The sequence below is a fragment of the Candidatus Pantoea symbiotica genome (genome assembly GCF_056491525.1).
In genome coordinates this window covers 1,856,248-1,871,448 of the sequence record NZ_JBSZHR010000002.1, presented here as the reverse complement: position 1 = coordinate 1,871,448, position 15,201 = coordinate 1,856,248, and the positions used below count along the sequence as shown (strand labels likewise).

At 53.5% G+C, this 15,201-nt stretch carries 15 protein-coding genes; 9 read left to right on the top strand and 6 right to left on the bottom strand.

Annotation, left to right across the window (positions count from 1 at the left end):
• Window positions 1-10: 10 nt before the first annotated feature.
• Both rhaR and rhaS read right to left on the bottom strand, forming a co-directional pair.
• Window positions 11-877 carry an HTH-type transcriptional activator RhaR gene (gene rhaR / locus ACXIZX_RS09290; protein WP_008108868.1) on the bottom strand — a complete coding sequence of 289 codons (867 nt, stop codon included), beginning with the start codon at window positions 875-877 and terminating at the stop codon, window positions 11-13.
• Between the two features lie 15 nt (window positions 878-892).
• Window positions 893-1,714 carry an HTH-type transcriptional activator RhaS gene (gene rhaS, locus ACXIZX_RS09285; RefSeq protein ID WP_008108870.1) on the bottom strand — a complete coding sequence of 274 codons (822 nt, stop codon included), beginning with the start codon at window positions 1,712-1,714 and terminating at the stop codon, window positions 893-895.
• A gap of 290 nt (window positions 1,715-2,004) precedes the next feature.
• Here rhaS and rhaB point away from each other — a divergent pair, with 290 nt between their 5' ends.
• From rhaB to rhaM, 4 genes are read left to right on the top strand one after another with little or no spacing between them, the layout of a single operon-like run.
• Window positions 2,005-3,477 (top strand): rhamnulokinase, encoded by a 1,473-nt coding sequence (rhaB, locus tag ACXIZX_RS09280; RefSeq protein WP_179450784.1) that lies wholly within the window; start codon window positions 2,005-2,007, stop codon window positions 3,475-3,477.
• A complete protein-coding gene (locus tag ACXIZX_RS09275; protein ID WP_008108874.1) occupies window positions 3,470-4,726 on the top strand; it encodes an L-rhamnose isomerase in 1,257 nt (418 codons plus the stop codon). The genes rhaB and ACXIZX_RS09275 overlap by 8 nt, the downstream gene beginning before the upstream one ends.
• Window positions 4,727-4,736: 10 nt before the next feature.
• Window positions 4,737-5,579, top strand: coding sequence for a rhamnulose-1-phosphate aldolase (gene rhaD / locus ACXIZX_RS09270; RefSeq protein ID WP_479404030.1), 843 nt, complete (start codon window positions 4,737-4,739; stop codon window positions 5,577-5,579).
• Entirely contained in the window at window positions 5,569-5,883 is a 315-nt protein-coding gene (gene rhaM / locus ACXIZX_RS09265) for an L-rhamnose mutarotase (protein ID WP_008108878.1), read from the top strand. Before rhaD ends, rhaM begins: the two co-directional genes overlap by 11 nt.
• 67 nt (window positions 5,884-5,950) lie before the next feature.
• Here rhaM and ACXIZX_RS09260 read toward each other — a convergent pair whose 3' ends face one another.
• A complete protein-coding gene (locus ACXIZX_RS09260; protein ID WP_479404029.1) occupies window positions 5,951-6,604 on the bottom strand; it encodes a TetR/AcrR family transcriptional regulator in 654 nt (217 codons plus the stop codon).
• A 295-nt stretch (window positions 6,605-6,899) separates the two neighbouring features.
• Here ACXIZX_RS09260 and bhsA point away from each other — a divergent pair, with 295 nt between their 5' ends.
• The gene (bhsA, locus tag ACXIZX_RS09255; protein ID WP_479404028.1) at window positions 6,900-7,157 is read left to right on the top strand and encodes a multiple stress resistance protein BhsA; all 258 of its coding nucleotides are present in this window, start codon (window positions 6,900-6,902) and stop codon (window positions 7,155-7,157) included.
• 83 nt (window positions 7,158-7,240) lie between these two features.
• Here bhsA and ACXIZX_RS09250 read toward each other — a convergent pair whose 3' ends face one another.
• The 3 genes from ACXIZX_RS09250 to ACXIZX_RS09240 all read right to left on the bottom strand — a co-directional run bounded on the left by ACXIZX_RS09250 (window position 7,241) and on the right by ACXIZX_RS09240 (window position 10,473).
• On the bottom strand, window positions 7,241-8,425 hold the full coding sequence (locus ACXIZX_RS09250) for a sugar transporter (RefSeq protein WP_061718841.1): 1,185 nt from the start codon (window positions 8,423-8,425) through the stop codon (window positions 7,241-7,243).
• Window positions 8,426-8,790: 365 nt separating this feature from the next.
• Complete coding sequence (locus ACXIZX_RS09245; protein ID WP_008108886.1) at window positions 8,791-9,048, bottom strand: hypothetical protein; 258 nt, start codon at window positions 9,046-9,048, stop codon at window positions 8,791-8,793.
• Window positions 9,049-9,216: 168 nt separating this feature from the next.
• Complete coding sequence (locus tag ACXIZX_RS09240; protein ID WP_179450792.1) at window positions 9,217-10,473, bottom strand: MFS transporter; 1,257 nt, start codon at window positions 10,471-10,473, stop codon at window positions 9,217-9,219.
• A 94-nt stretch (window positions 10,474-10,567) separates the two neighbouring features.
• Here ACXIZX_RS09240 and ACXIZX_RS09235 point away from each other — a divergent pair, with 94 nt between their 5' ends.
• The 4 genes from ACXIZX_RS09235 (at window position 10,568) to ACXIZX_RS09220 (ending at window position 15,175) form a co-directional block, all read left to right on the top strand.
• Window positions 10,568-11,464: a LysR family transcriptional regulator gene (locus tag ACXIZX_RS09235; RefSeq protein ID WP_061718843.1), complete on the top strand. Its 897-nt coding sequence runs from the start codon at window positions 10,568-10,570 to the stop codon at window positions 11,462-11,464.
• A 134-nt stretch (window positions 11,465-11,598) separates the two neighbouring features.
• A complete protein-coding gene (gene mlc / locus ACXIZX_RS09230; RefSeq protein ID WP_179450794.1) occupies window positions 11,599-12,816 on the top strand; it encodes a sugar metabolism global transcriptional regulator Mlc in 1,218 nt (405 codons plus the stop codon).
• Window positions 12,817-12,918: 102 nt separating this feature from the next.
• The gene (bioD, locus tag ACXIZX_RS09225; RefSeq protein ID WP_179450796.1) at window positions 12,919-13,623 is read left to right on the top strand and encodes a dethiobiotin synthase; all 705 of its coding nucleotides are present in this window, start codon (window positions 12,919-12,921) and stop codon (window positions 13,621-13,623) included.
• A gap of 178 nt (window positions 13,624-13,801) precedes the next feature.
• On the top strand, window positions 13,802-15,175 hold the full coding sequence (locus ACXIZX_RS09220; protein ID WP_154156195.1) for a nucleobase:cation symporter-2 family protein: 1,374 nt from the start codon (window positions 13,802-13,804) through the stop codon (window positions 15,173-15,175).
• Window positions 15,176-15,201: the final 26 nt, after the last annotated feature.

The window sequence follows — 15,201 nt, the reverse complement described above, 5'->3', positions numbered from 1 at the left end:
ACACCTCGCGTCAGGCTTTAACTTTCTCAGATGAGAGTTCGCGATGCGGCAGGAAGCGCTGCCGCCACGCACTCGGCGTTAAACCGGTTTCCCGCGTAAACACCACCGAAAAGTAGTTACTGTCATCGAAGCCGCAACGTGCGGCCACTTCACTGATTAAGCAATCCTGCGTCCGCAGCAGATACTTCGCCTGGCACAGCTGGAGCTGCCGCAAATAATGTCCCACGGTCATACCGGTCTGCTGGCGAAACAGCTGTTTTAACGCACGCTCGCTTAACTGATTCTGCTGGCAAAACACCGCCAAATCGAATGGACGACTGATGGCACCTTGCAGCGCCGACATCAGCAGATCAAGTTGTTCACCTTCAGGCAATGCCCAGGGCCGATCGGCAGCATAACCGTGACGACGCAAAATCAGCGCGAGTTGCAAAAACAGCGCTTCGGAGAGTTGAATCGATAGCGAATCACTTTTGCGGCTCTCGCGCTCTAGCTGGCTAATCACGCCGCGCGCTAACGCCATCCCGCGCGTGGTCAAACGCCAGCAGCCCGGCGAATCTTCTTCTTGCGGCGGCAGCAACTGGCTCCAGTCAAGGCCAAGACGAAAGCGATCGCGGCAGTAAAGAATGTTATCCAGCGCCAGATCGTTGACGCTGTCGTAGCTGTGACAGTCGTTATCGTGAATGTAAAAAACGTCGCCGCAGGTTATCAACCATGGACGATCGTTCAACACATGCAGGCCATTGCCGCGCCAGACGATTACAATTTCACTGAATTCATGACGGTGCGGAGGGAAGGAGGGCTGCGGCATGCGCTCGGCCACGGCAATCGGCAGATTGGTGGCCGGAAAATAGTCTTCGCGCGTTAAGATCAGCGACATGAGGAAACGCTCCAGTTATAGCATCTGCTGGCGCTCCGCTCTGGGCGCGCAGCCAAATTCTCGCCGGAACAGCGTGGAGAAGTGGTTGCTGTCACCAAATCCGCACTGGTAGGCAATGTCTGTTATGCGCATATCGCTATGACGCAGTAAATGCCGCGCCTGTAACAGGCGAAGCCGATTCAGGTAACGCTGCGGTGTATTGCCGGTTTGCTGCTTCATCTGGCGGTGCAGGGTGCGCAGCGACAATGAAAAACGATCGGCTAAGGCATCCCACACAATCTCTTCACTGTAGTGCTCATTGAGCCAGTCGAGCAACCGATGTAAGCGGGCTTCCTGATCCTGTGATTGATCGTTGTGAGCCGCTTCGCGCAACAACACCAACAGTTGCAGAAAAAGTTGTTCCTGACGTGCGTGCCGTTCCAACGACCATGCATCTTGCTGCTTCATCTGCGTAACGATTTGCAGGGCCTGCGCCATTACCTTGTGATTAATGCGCCAGTGCGACGCGTAGTGGTCCTCTTCTTCGCGCGGCAGGAGTTCCTGCAAACCCGAGAGAAAACGGAATGCCGCCGGACTGCGATACAGCACGTTGGTCAGACATAAATTCTCCGTTTGCTCATAAAGATGGCGATCGTGATCGCGCACGAAGCACACGCATCCTGCGGATAAAGCCTGTGGTTGACCATTAAACACATGAATGCCAGAACCTTGTTCCACTAACACAATTTCATGGAAATCATGATGGTGCTCCGGAAATGCCTGCTGCGGCACGCGCGGCTCAATGGCGATGGCGTAATTCCCTTCCGGGAAGAAATCTGCGCTATGTAGAACGGTCATGATTCGCCTCTTTATTTGCTCAACTGTTGCCGAGTCTACGCAGGCGCCCCGCACCTTACCTTGAATTTTCAACTTAGTGGCGCAGGAAAATGGCTAATTTTTCAAGATCTCACCAGTGATTGACGGAAATGCGGCAAGGCTCACATCTCTCTTCTTGTGTGGTTCTGTGAGCTTTCTCACGAACTTCTTTGTTAGCGTGCCAGCGACTATTACGCACTGGCAGTAAGGGGAAGGTGGCAAAAAGCAGAGATTTCTAATCTGTAGTCATCTCATCACAGGAAGAACACGCCATGAGTATGCGTAACATTGTTGCCATTGATTTAGGCGCATCCAGCGGGCGCGTGATGCTCGCACAATGGAGTTCAGCGAATCAGCAGATCAGCCTGCGCGAAGTCCGTCGCTTCACCAATCAGCGTGTGCGCCGTGCAGATTATGATTGTTGGGATTTGGATCGACTGGAGCAGGAGATTCGTTTAGGGCTGACCCAGCTAGATGATGAAGGTATTGTGCCGGACAGCATCGGCATCGATACCTGGGGCGTTGATTTGGTGTTACTGGATGCCAACGGTGAGCGCGTCGGCGAGGCGGTAAGCTATCGCGACAAGCGCACGGAAGGGCATATGGCTCAGGCCATTAATGATCTCGGCAAAGGTGCGATCTATCAGCGCACCGGTATTCAGTTCTTGCCTTTCAACACGCTCTATCAATTGCACGCGCTGCATCAACAGCAGCCAGATTGGCAGGAAACAGTGCAGCATGCGCTGATGATTCCAGACTATCTGCACTATCGCCTTACGGGCCAGATGAACTGGGAATACACCAACGCCACCACCACACAACTGCTCAATATTCACAGCGGTGAATGGGACAGCGATTTACTCGGCTGGGCTGGCGTACCGGCTAAATGGTTCGGTAAACCAACCTCGCCAGGCAATACCGTTGGTTATTGGACCAGCGCCAGCGGCAACAACATTCCGGTGATCGCGGTGGCGACACACGATACAGCGAGTGCGGTTTTGGCCACGCCGTTAATGCAGGATGATGCCGCTTATCTCAGCTCGGGAACCTGGTCGCTGATGGGGATTGAGAGCTTGCAGCCTTGTGTCAGCACGGCGGCGCTCAATGCCAACATAACCAATGAAGGTGGTGCTGAAGGCTACCGTGTTCTGAAAAACATTATGGGTTTGTGGCTGCTGCAACGTGTCTGCACCGAGTTGCACATTACCGATCTCTGCTCGCTGATCAAAGACGCTGAAAATGAACCTGCCTGTCGTGCGCTGGTTAACCCAAATCACAGCCGTTTTATCAATCCAGACAGCATGGTTCAGGAGATTCAGAACGCCTGCGCCGAACAGAACATGCCCGTTCCTCAGACGCCTGCCGCGCTGGCCCGCACCATCTTTGACAGTCTGGCCTTGCTCTATCGCCAGGTGATTGGCGAACTCGGCACATTGCGCGCTGCACCGCTGCGTCAGCTGCATGTGGTGGGCGGTGGCAGTCAGAACCCACTGTTAAACCAATTGTGTGCCGATGCCTGCGAGTTGCCGGTATTAGCCGGGCCAATTGAAGCCTCAACGCTCGGTAACGTCGGCTGCCAGCTCATTGCCTTAGGCGAACTGCGAGACGTCAGCGATTTACGCCGCTGCATTAGCCAAAACTTCCCGTTAGAAAAATTTGAACCGTTGAACAACAGCGCCTTCGCTGCCCATCAGGCACGCTTTGCCGCGCTCAGCCAACCTGCTAAGGAACTTGCATATGACTAAGCTGATTGAACAGGCCTTCGAACTGGCCAAACAACGCTACGCCGCCATCGGTGTGGATGTGGAACAGGTAATGGCACAGCTGGATGGCATTCCGGTCTCGATGCACTGTTGGCAAGGCGATGACGTGCGAGGCTTCGAAAATCCAAACGGTGAACTGACCGGCGGTATTCAGGCCACCGGTAACTATCCGGGCCGCGCCCGTAATGCTGATGAGCTGCGTTCTGATGTTGAAAAAGCGATGTCACTCATTCCGGGGGCAAAACGCCTTAACCTGCATGCAATTTACCTGGAGAGCGATAAGCCGGTTGATCGCGATGCGATTGAACCGAAGCACTTCAGCAACTGGGTGGAATGGGCTAAGACGCACAAGTTGGGCCTCGACTTTAATCCAAGCTGCTTCTCCCATCCACTGAGCGCCGATGGCTTTACCTTGTCACACGCCGATAAAGGGATTCGCCAGTTCTGGATCGATCATTGCAAGGCCAGCCGTCGCATCTCGGCACACTTTGGTGAGCAACTGGGTACTGCATCTGTTATGAACATCTGGGTGCCGGATGGAATGAAAGATCTCACCGTCGATCGCCTTGCACCGCGTCAACGCCTGGCAAGTGCGCTTGATGAAGTAATCAGTGAAAAGCTCAACCCTGCGCATCACATCGATGCGGTAGAGAGCAAACTTTTTGGTATCGGTGCAGAAAGCTACACCGTGGGCTCCAATGAATTCTGCCTGGGTTATGCCAGCAGCCGCCAGACCGCACTAACTCTCGATGCCGGCCACTTCCATCCAACCGAAGTAATTTCCGACAAGATCTCCACGGCGATGCTTTATGTGCCGCGTCTGCTGCTGCACGTAAGCCGTCCGGTGCGCTGGGACAGTGATCACGTGGTGATTCTCGACGATGAAACCCAGGCTATCGCCACCGAGATCGCGCGCCACAAGCTGTTCGACAAGGTGCATATCGGTCTCGACTTCTTTGATGCGTCTATCAACCGCATCGCAGCGTGGGTGATTGGTACACGCAATGCCAAAAAAGCGTTGCTGCGTGCGCTGCTGGAACCTACCGATCAGTTACGCAAGCTAGAGAACGAAGGGGATTACACCGGTCGCCTGGCGATGCTGGAAGAACAAAAATCGTTGCCGTGGCAAGCGGTGTGGGAAGCCTGGTGTCTGCGCCACGATGTCCCTGCTGATGCCAGCTGGCTGAGCGAAGTCCGTCATTATGAACAACAAACACTGCGTCAACGTTAAGGGACACACCATGCAAAATATTCTCTCTTCCGCTTTTGTTCAGGGAATGGTTAAAGCGACCAGCGACATGTGGTTGAAGGGCTGGGATGAGCGTAACGGCGGCAACGTCAGCTTACGTTTACTGCCGGAAGAAGTTAAAGATTTCGCCGGTGATTTCTATGCTGAGCCGCGCTGTATTGAGCTGACCAAACCTGCTCCAGCACTGGCCAATGATTGGTTCCTGGTCACCGGATCGGGTAAGTTTTTCCGTAATGTACAGATCGACCCGGCTGATTGTCTGGCTCTGTTGCAGGTCGATGACAAAGGCTTGTCATACAAAATCCACTGGGGCTTGAGTAACGGTGGCCTGCCAACGTCAGAGCTGGCAGCTCACTTCCAGTCACACAGCGTGCGCAAGCAGGTCTCAAACGGCATTGATCGCGTGATCATGCACTGTCACGCCACCAACTTTATGGCGCTGAGCTATGTGGTCGATCTGGATTCCGCACGCTTTACACGCCTGCTGTGGGAAGGCAGTACCGAGTGTCTGGTGGTGTTCCCGGATGGCGTCGGTATTCTGCCGTGGATGGTGCCAGGCACTGACGGAATCGGCCAGGCAACAGCAGACGCGATGGCAAACCACAGCATTGTGATGTGGCCGTTCCATGGCATCTTTGGCGCCGGTCCAAACCTCGATGAGACCTTTGGCCTGATCGACACTGCGGAGAAATCCTCCGAAGTGGTGGTGAAAGCGCTGTCGATGGGTGGCATTCGTCAAAGCATCACCACTGAGCAACTGATCGCGCTGGGTGAACGCTTCAACGTTAAGCCGTGGCAAGCCGCTCTGCAGGCGGAGCGCAGCGATGTTGCGTAAAGCCTTTGTGATGCAGGTGCATGCACACTGCCACGATGAGTATCTGCGCCGTCACACGCCAATTTGGCCGGAGCTGGCCGAGACGTTAAAAGCGCATGGCGCGCACAATTACGCTATCTGGCTTGATGCTGAACGCAATCTGCTGTTTGCCAGTGTAGAAATTGAGTCTGAAGCGCGCTGGGAAGCCGTGGCAAAAACGGAAGTGTGTCAGCGTTGGTGGGCATCCATGAAGGATTTAATGCCATCGAATCCGGATAACAGTCCGGTGAGCGCGGCGTTAAAACCGATGTTTTTCCTGCCTTAACGCTCGCTCGTCTCACTATTCGTATTGAGGCAATAATTTCAGGCCGAAAGGGAAGTCGGCCTGAAATTTATTTGGTGCTCAACTCACAATATCCCGCCAGAGCGGGCCAGATTGCCATCTGCGTATCCACAATCTGGTCAAGATCCTCACGATTAGCTCCTTCACGAGCACGTACCGACATTCCCTGAAGTAAGCACGCCAGATAGCTAGCTAAGGTTGCACTATTGGCACATTGCGGTAACTCGCCGCGCTGCTGCCGGGTATCAAGGAAAGCTTTTAACGCTGATTCCTGCGCATGATGCTGCTGCGCCAGCATTTGCGCCACTTCTTCCGAGCCGGAAGAGAGCGCGCTCGACGTACAAATGAAGAAACAGCCTGCTGGCTTATCACATTCTGTGAAGCACGCGGCGGTTGCCCGAAAATAGGCTTCAATTGCCGTTTTCACGTCTGATGCATCATCGTTCAGCACTGCGTTGCGTTGTGCGCTGAAGGTTTCAATGTATCGCTGCATCGCCGCACGGAATAAACCCTCTTTATTCTCAAACTCAGCATAAAGGGTTGGGGCTTTCGCGCCGGTTGCGTTAACCAATTCGGACAAGGACGTGCCTTCATAACCATGCGCCCAGAACAACATCAATGCCTTGTCCAGGGCATCATTGCGATCAAACACTTTCGGGCGACCGCGCGTTTTCCTGTTCACTACATCGATCAATTCTGTCATTGGGCACCTCAAAGCTTAGAAACACCCAATTAAATTACCGATCATTAAATAAATATGCAAGCGCAGCCCGGAATGAGCCTGTTCGTCTTTGCCCGTTTGTGCTTTTAACTGTCGAAAGCACCCAAATGGATAAGTCGAAAAGGGCTGGGAAGCCCATAATCACGCCACTTCCGATTAAAATAATGACCGTTAATAAAATGATTGACGCGCGCACCCTTTCGGCAGTAGCATTTAATTAACGGTTGTTAACTTAATCGCGACCGAACCTAATTCATCTGTTTAAGAGAGCAAAATTATGAAAAGCATCAAACTGACCCTGGCCGCTGTAGCATTATCCTCAATCGCGTTTGGTAGCATGGCTGCAGACCTGGTAAACGAAGCGCCACTCGATCAACAGCAAATTGGTGTGGTTAGCGCATCAGGTAGCACCAACCTGACATCGCTGGAGAATCAGCTATCGGAAAAGGCCAATGCTGCCGGAGCAAAGTCATTCCGCATCACTTCGACCTCTGGCAACAACAAGCTAAATGGCACAGCAGTAATTTATAACTAAGAGAATTGAGCGGAGTGCGATTAAGCATTCTGTAAGAAGTGAATAAAAGGCTTCAGAAGATAACCCTTCTGAAGCCTTTTTTCTTATCCGTTGGAACGCAACTGAGGATAGCGGCGGAAGATAGCGATACACCAGAACAGTGCAACAAGGCCAATAATGCCGCCGACGTTACCGACGTCCGACATTTGCATATGCAAACTGACCTGGTTACCCAGCAGCGCACCTGCGCCGATTCCGATGTTGTAGATACCAGAGAACAGCGACATTGCGACGTCGGTAGCATCCGGCGCCAGCGCCAGCACGCGCACCTGCATCGCCAGACCAATCATCATCATTGCCATGCCCCAAACGATGCACAGTACGGTGATCGCAGCGGGACGTACGGCGGCAAACACCAGCAAGCCCATGCTTAGCGTGATCATCGCAATCGCGGCGATCAGCATCGCCGACGGGAATTTATTGCCCAGCGTACTGAACAACACGCTGCCGATGATGCCCGCCGATCCGAACAGCAGTAAAAGCAGGGTGGTGAAATTATCATCCGCATTGGCAACCACCTGCATGAACGGTTCGATGTAGCTATAAGCGGTGTAATGCGCCGTCACCACCACTGTAACCAGAACGTACATTGCTACCAGCGCCGGACGACGGAAGAGCATCGGCACGCTGCTCAGTGAACCGGTATGTTCGCTTGGCAGACGCGGCAGGATGCGCATCAGCAAAATCAGCAACACCAATGCAGACAAACCTATCATGCCGAAGGTGGTGCGCCAGCCAAGATATTGACCGACGATGCGCCCAATTGGTACGCCCAGCACCATTGCCAGCGCGGTACCGGTTGCCAGCATACTCAACGCCTGAGTTTTCTTACCCGCAGGCGCCACGCGAATGGCCAGCGAAGCAGTAATTGACCAGAACACCGCGTGCGCTAAGGCAATACCAATGCGCGAGATCACCAGCGAGGTGAAATCCCATGCCACAGACGAGAGCACATGGCTGGCGACAAACACGATGAACAACACGGCCAACAGCAGGCGACGCTCGATATTGCGCGTCAGTAGCATCAACGGCAGCGACAATAGTGCGACGACCCACGCATAGATGGTCAACATGATGCCAACATCGGCAGTCTTCATGTCATAGCTGGCGGCGATATCTGACAGCAGACCGACAGGCACGAATTCTGTGGTGTTAAAGACAAAAGCAGCAATAGCCAGCAGAACAACGCGTAGCCAGGCCGTTTTACGGGAAACAGTAGTAGATTGCATGGAGTTCAAATCTGTCAGACGGCGAGTGAAAGGGCGAAAAGGCACCCCAGAAAGTGACCGGAGTCACAAATTGCCGCTATTGTGGAGCATTAATGAGCGAAGGGAAACCGTTTGTCGGGCTTTTATTACTGATTATTTTTTATCGTGGAAGGCGTTGTTAATAGCCTGAGGTTATTACGCTTTCTGGTATGAAGGCGAGAGTAATCAGGAGTGATGAAATCAGGGAAGAGGCGACTGGACCTGACGCCGCAATGAACGTCTTAAGGTCCAGTTATTATTACACTTAAATTTATAGTTATTATGAAACGCCTCAGCGGTGCTTAACAAAATAGCGGGGGCACCTTACCACTCTCAAATCATGATTATCAGAGTCTCACCATGTGTTTTAGTGCCACGCTATTTTGAGTCGTCATGTTTTTTTTTACCCCAACCGGACAACAGTGCTCGCAGCCCAGCGCGCTGGCATAAAATTTACGTGCTTGCTGGATGGCGGCATTTGGCGTGTAGAATGTACCAAGAAAACGGCGTGCCTCATCAGTGGGTAAAAACGGGCATCCCGTTGCATGTACTACATGGTTGTCGTTATAGCCGGCGTGCTTATCGACGTAATAATAGAGTCCCATCTAACGACCTCATTGCTGTGAAATAAAAAAAGTCTAACTATTGTTGGAATGGAATGAATTATAGCGACGAATAGCCGTTTTGTTTTATCTGGGACTGTGAGATCGCCGTATGGCATACACTTGAGATGAGAACGGGGCGCATTAGCCCCGTTTGACAGATGAAAGGTATTACAGTTTCCGGCACTGCAAACGCCAGCCGACCAGCAAAGCCATTAATAATAGCAGGCTAATGAATAGTGTTACGCCCATCCAGCCGTAGCTGTGCCAGAACACGCCGCCCAAGGTACCGGCCACGCTGGAACCGACGTAATAACTGAACAGATAAAGTGACGATGCCTGGCCTTTAGCACGGCGCGCGCGCGGGCCAATCCAGCCGCTGGCAACCGAGTGTGCCGCAAAGAATCCGGCGGTGAACAGCATCATGCCAGGCAAAATCAGCCACAGCGAGTTAAACGCCGTCAGCAGCAATCCCGCCAGCATTATTGCTGTTGCACCGATCATCACCGGACCGCGCCCAAAGCGGCTGGTCATCGCGCCCGCTTTTGGTGAACTCCATGAACCAGTCAGATACACCACCGACAGCAATCCGACCACCGCCTGGCTCAGTGACCACGGCGAACTTAACAGGCGATACCCGATGTAGTTGAACAGCGTGACGAACGCGCCCATCAGCAGGAAGCCTTCTGCGAACAGCAGCGGCAGACCTTTATCGCGCCAGTGCAGACGGAAGTTGATTAATAAACTGCGCGGGCGCAGCGACGCCGGGCGGAAATGACGAGATGCAGGCAGAATTTTCCAGAACATCAGCGCGCCCGCCAACGCGAAGCAACCAATAACACCCACCGCAACACGCCACGAGAAGAAATCGGTCAATACGCCAGTTAACAGGCGTCCGCTCATGCCACCAATCGAGTTACCGCTGATATACAGCCCCATGGAAAAGGCGATAACGCGTGGGTGAATCTCTTCACTCAGATAGGTCATACCAACCGCCGCAACCCCGCTCAGAGATAAACCTATCAGCGCGCGCATCAGCAAAATGCCTTGCCAGCTGCTCATGGTAGCGGAAATCAAGGTGCAGATGGCGGCGAGCAACAGCGCGGTAACCATCACCGATTTACGGCCAATTGCATCCGACAGCGGCCCAGTAAACAGCAATCCTAACGCCATTAAGCCGGTGGAGAGCGAGAGAGAAATACTGCTTTGCGCCGGAGAAACGCCAAACTGCTGCGAAAGCACCGGCAGAATCGGCTGTACGCAATACAGCAAGGCGAAAGTGGCAAGACCAGCGGAGAACAGCGCTAGCGTCACGCGCATAAACTGCGGCGATCCGCGTTCAATCCATTCTGAAGGGGTTGCAGCTGAAGCAGGCTTTACGGACAACTCGTCTTCATCGAGTATCACCGCCTGGGAAGAGCGACTCACGGAACATCCTCGTTTGAACCATTATGGCGTTACTGTAGGAAAGGGTTAATAGGTTGTACAATATATTAATAATCTCAAATGAGACGTTTAAAATATGAATGTCGAATTACGACATCTACGCTATTTCATTGCTGTCGCGGAGGAGCTGCATTTTGGCCGCGCTGCGCAGCGCCTGAATATTTCGCAACCGCCGTTGAGCCAGCAGATTCAGCAGCTGGAACAGGAAATTGGCGCGCAGCTGTTTACCCGCACCAATCGCAGCGTACAGATCACGCCTGCTGGCGCGCTGTTTTTGCAGGATGCGCGTGGCATTTTGTTGCAGGTTGAACAGGCAGCGCGCCGCGCCGCACGCGTGCACACCGGTCAGGAAGGCGAGTTGCGCATTGGCTTTACCTCGTCAGCGCCGTTTACTGGTTTGGTTTCAGATGCGTTGTATCAATTCCGCCAGCGTTGGCCGCAAGTGCACATTCATATGCAGGAAAACAACACGCGCCAGCAGCTTGCGCCCCTTCATGACGACCGGCTGGATCTCGGTGTGATGCGCAATACGCCGCTGCCTAGCGATCTGCAGCATCGCGTGTTACTGCGTGAGCCGCTGTGCGCGGTAGTGCATTGGGCGCATCCGCTGGCCGATGCGGAGTCGATTTCCATTCAGGCGTTAGCCAACGAGCCGTTTGTATTTTTCGATCCGCAAGGCGGCACCGCGTTGTACGGTGAGATCCTGGCGCTGCTGCATCGGTATCAAATCAAACCTTTTATTACTCAGGAAGTGGGCGAGGCGATGACCATTCTGGGGTTGGTGGCGACCGGACTCGGCGTGTCGATTCTGCCGGCATCGTTCCGCCGTGCGCGTTTGGCCGATGTGGTGTGGATCCCTTTGCAGGAAAGCGACGCGATTTCTGAAGTTTGGCTGGTCTGGTCGGCGACGCGAGAACCGACGGCACAAATGACCAATATGATGTCGCTGATGCTCCAAAACGCGGAGAATTGAACCAGCGGGTGAAGCAGGGCATAAACTTTATGTGCGATAAATCACATTTCTAATCAAATATTTGACGCTGCTGGTCAATCTGCATCACCATAGCTGCTGTTTATTTAGAAGCGCGAAAATAATGGGAGCAGGGCGTGAATCTGTACAGTCAACCTGGTCATATTGATCAGATAAAACAGACCAACGCAGGTGTGGTTTACCGACTGATTGACCTTTACGGCCCGATTTCGCGTATTGAGCTTTCTAAACGTGCCCAGTTAGCACCCGCCAGCATTACCAAAATCGTGCGTGAAATGCTCGATGCCCATCTGGTACAGGAAACCGAATTTCAGGAACCGGGCAGTCGCGGTCGTCCAGCGATTGGTTTGATCCTTGATACGCTTGCCTGGCACTATCTCGCCGTACGCATTCAGCCCGGATACATTACGCTGACGCTGCGCGATCTCAGCAGCCGCGCGCTGCAGGAAGATCGCTTGCCGCTGCACGCCAGCGCCGAAAAACCGCTGCTGCAAACCTTGCTGGATCTGGTGAATGACTTCTTTATTCGTCATCAAAGCAAGCTGGAGCGTTTGACCGCCATCGCCATTACTTTGCCGGGATTGATCAACGCGGCTTCTGGCGTGGTACATCGTATGCCGGGTTACGACGTGCAGGATATGCCGCTGGGAGAAACGCTGGCGCAACGCACCGGTTTGCCGGTATTCGTGCAGCATGATATTTCTGCCTGGACGTTAGCCGAAGCACTGTTTGGTGCTTCCAGCGGCGCACAGCATGTGATTCAGATTGTGATCGATGAAACCGTCGGCGCGGGCGTGATCAGCGGCGGACAACTGCTGCATAAAAATGGTCGTACGCTAGTGGAGATTGGTCATACGCAAATCGATCCTTACGGCCAGCAATGTTATTGCGGCAATAATGGTTGTCTGGAAACCGTCGCCAGCATCGGAAGCTTGCTTACTCTCACTGCCCAGCGCTTGCCATCGCAGCCGGACAGTTTATTGCATCAGGCACCGCTGACGATTGAGAGCTTATGCGCCGCCGCACAGCAGGGCGATCGTCTGGCGCGTGATGTTATTGCTGGCGTCGGACATCATATTGGCAGGATGCTGGCGATGATGGTTAACATCTTTAATCCTCAACAAATTCTTATCGGTTCGCCGCTAAATCAAGCCGCCGATGTGCTGTTCCCTGCGGTGAGCAGTACCATTCGTCAGCAGGCGTTGCCCGCTTACAGCAGTGAAATCCAGCTCACACCAACGGCTTTCAGCGATCCCGGTACTTTTGGCGGTGCAGCCCTGATAAAAGACGCGCTTTATAGCGGCCATTTATTGGTAAAACTGTTGCAGGGATAATTACAGCTCGCCTTAAGTTTGTCCTAACGCAATCTGCCCGCGAAAACATTTCCTTAAACTGCCTCCTTCGCACGTTACACATCGCTTCAATGAAGGAGGAGAATGGTGAAAACGCTTTTTGTCACCGGTACCGACACCGCGGTGGGTAAAACCGTGGTATCTCGCGCGTTATTACAGTGCTTTGCCAAGGCGAATATCTGCGCCGCAGGTTTCAAACCTGTCGCCAAAAGCGCGCAGCGCACACCCGAAGGCTTACGTAATAAAGATGCACTGCTGTTGCAGCAGGTTTCGGGCGTCACTCTCACTTATTCCGCCGTTAATCCTATCGCTTTGGAAGAGGATGAAATCAGCACCAGCCCGACACAGCGCATTGATTATCCGTTACTCACTCGCAGTCTGAAAGATTTGCAGGCGCGCGCGGCACGCGTGGTGGTGGAAGGCACCGGCGGCTGGCGCAGTTTAATGAACGACTTGCAGCCTTTATCCGATTGGGTGCGGCAGGAGCATTTGCCGGTTGTGCTGGTTGTGGGCATTAAGGAAGGTTGCATCAGCCATGCTTTACTGACCGCCGAAGCCATTGCGCAGGATGGATTGCAACTGGCGGGTTGGGTAGCAAACCGTATTAATCCCGGCCTGGCGCATTACGCTGAAATTATTGATGTTTTGAGCGGCAAGCTAGGTGCACCTTTATTAGGCGAGTTGCCTTACCTGCCGCGTGCAGAGCAGCGGGAATTGAGCGGTTATCTGGATATTTCGCTGCTCAATGAGAATTTTACGCACGACAACAGTGCAAAGCCTGCGGCCTGATGAAACAAATTGCCGCAAATGATCAATGGCTGAATCTAATGATTCAGATTCAGCCATCCTTTTAACGAATTAATTCCTCTATTATTCAATCCTTTACTCCCTGCATTTTATTGAACACTCTTCTCTGGCGTGATTCATGCATCAGCTGCTCTGATGAATATCTTGCCGGAGCACCTGTATGTCGCAATCAGATGAGAAAGGTTTGTTGTATGGGCTGAATGACCGCATCGGTCCATTGCCTGCATTTTGTGCCGCACTGCAACATGTGCTGGCCAGCGTCGTCGGCATTATTACGCCGCCGCTGATTATTGGTTCCGTTTTGGGATTACAAGCGTGGATCCCTTATCTGATCAGTATGTCGCTGTTGGTTTCCGGTCTGGGTACTTTCCTGCAGGCGCGTCGCTTTATGGGCATTGGTGCCGGTATGATCTGCCTGCAGGGCACCAGTTTTGCCTTTCTTGGTGTGATTCTGTCGGGCGGGTTAATGGTCAAAGCGCGCGGCGGATCGCCTGAAGAGATCATGGCGATGATCTTTGGCTGTAACCTGGTGGCGGCGATGATTCCGATGTTAATCAGCCGCTGCATCGCGCCATTGCGCAAAGTGTTGACGCCGGTGGTCACCGGCACCGTGATCACATTGATTGGCATCAGCCTGATCAAAGTCAGCATCACCGATTGGGCTGGTGGCCATAACGCCAGCGATTTTGGCGCACCCGGCAATCTGGCGCTCGGCGCCTTGACGCTGCTGGTGATTATTGTACTTAACCGTTCGCAAAATCGCTGGACGCGGCTGGTTGCCGTGGTTGCCGGCATTGCTGCGGGCTGTATCGCCGCAGCGTTAACCGGTCATCTCACCCTCAAACCAATGGGCGATACGCCGTGGCTGGTGTTGCCAGAACTGTTCCGCTTTGGTTTTGCCTTTGACTGGACCATCTTCATTCCCATCGCGCTGGTATCGGTGATTGCCGTGATTGAAGCGGTAGGCGACCTCACGGCGAACTGCATGTTGTCGCAGCAGCCGATTGAAGGCGAAGCGTTTGAGCGCCGCATGCAGGGCGGTATTTTTGCCGATGGCATCAGCTGTTTGCTCGCCGCCGTATTCTCGGCATTTCCCAACACCACCTTTGCGCAAAATAACGGCGTCATCCAGATGACCGGCGTCGCCAGCCGGTACGTTGGCATGGTTATCGGCGTGATGCTGGTGCTGCTTGGTATGTTCCCGGCGATTGGCACCATGCTGCAGCAGATTCCGCCGCCGGTGCTAGGCGGCGCGACCATCGTGATGTTTGGTAGCGTGGTGGCGGCCGGTATCCGCGTGATGACGCAAACGCCGCTTGGCCGTCGCGAGATGCTGATTGTTGCCGTGTCGTTTGGTATCGGCTTAGGTGTTGAAGCAGTGCCTGATGTGCTGAAACAGTTCCCCACGCTGATTAGCAACCTGTTTGGTCACGCGGTCACCACCGGCGGGATGCTGGCGATTATTTTGAATGTCGTGCTGCCTTCAGAGCGTAACGAAGCGGTAGCAGCAAAAACGGCTGAGGAGTCGCATTAACGTGCAGGGTGCATACGCAAGAAGAG

What these genes read in the sequence shown, in the direction of transcription:
- rhaR (WP_008108868.1), bottom strand. Translation starts at nt 877, where the DNA reads ATGTCGCTGATCTTAACGCGCGAAGACTATTTTCCGGCCACCAATCTG.
- rhaS (WP_008108870.1), bottom strand. Translation starts at nt 1,714, where the DNA reads ATGACCGTTCTACATAGCGCAGATTTCTTCCCGGAAGGGAATTACGCC.
- rhaB (WP_179450784.1), top strand. Translation starts at nt 2,005, where the DNA reads ATGAGTATGCGTAACATTGTTGCCATTGATTTAGGCGCATCCAGCGGG.
- ACXIZX_RS09275 (WP_008108874.1), top strand. Translation starts at nt 3,470, where the DNA reads ATGACTAAGCTGATTGAACAGGCCTTCGAACTGGCCAAACAACGCTAC.
- rhaD (WP_479404030.1), top strand. Translation starts at nt 4,737, where the DNA reads ATGCAAAATATTCTCTCTTCCGCTTTTGTTCAGGGAATGGTTAAAGCG.
- rhaM (WP_008108878.1), top strand. Translation starts at nt 5,569, where the DNA reads ATGTTGCGTAAAGCCTTTGTGATGCAGGTGCATGCACACTGCCACGAT.
- ACXIZX_RS09260 (WP_479404029.1), bottom strand. Translation starts at nt 6,604, where the DNA reads ATGACAGAATTGATCGATGTAGTGAACAGGAAAACGCGCGGTCGCCCG.
- bhsA (WP_479404028.1), top strand. Translation starts at nt 6,900, where the DNA reads ATGAAAAGCATCAAACTGACCCTGGCCGCTGTAGCATTATCCTCAATC.
- ACXIZX_RS09250 (WP_061718841.1), bottom strand. Translation starts at nt 8,425, where the DNA reads ATGCAATCTACTACTGTTTCCCGTAAAACGGCCTGGCTACGCGTTGTT.
- ACXIZX_RS09245 (WP_008108886.1), bottom strand. Translation starts at nt 9,048, where the DNA reads ATGGGACTCTATTATTACGTCGATAAGCACGCCGGCTATAACGACAAC.
- ACXIZX_RS09235 (WP_061718843.1), top strand. Translation starts at nt 10,568, where the DNA reads ATGAATGTCGAATTACGACATCTACGCTATTTCATTGCTGTCGCGGAG.
- bioD (WP_179450796.1), top strand. Translation starts at nt 12,919, where the DNA reads ATGGTGAAAACGCTTTTTGTCACCGGTACCGACACCGCGGTGGGTAAA.
- ACXIZX_RS09220 (WP_154156195.1), top strand. Translation starts at nt 13,802, where the DNA reads ATGTCGCAATCAGATGAGAAAGGTTTGTTGTATGGGCTGAATGACCGC.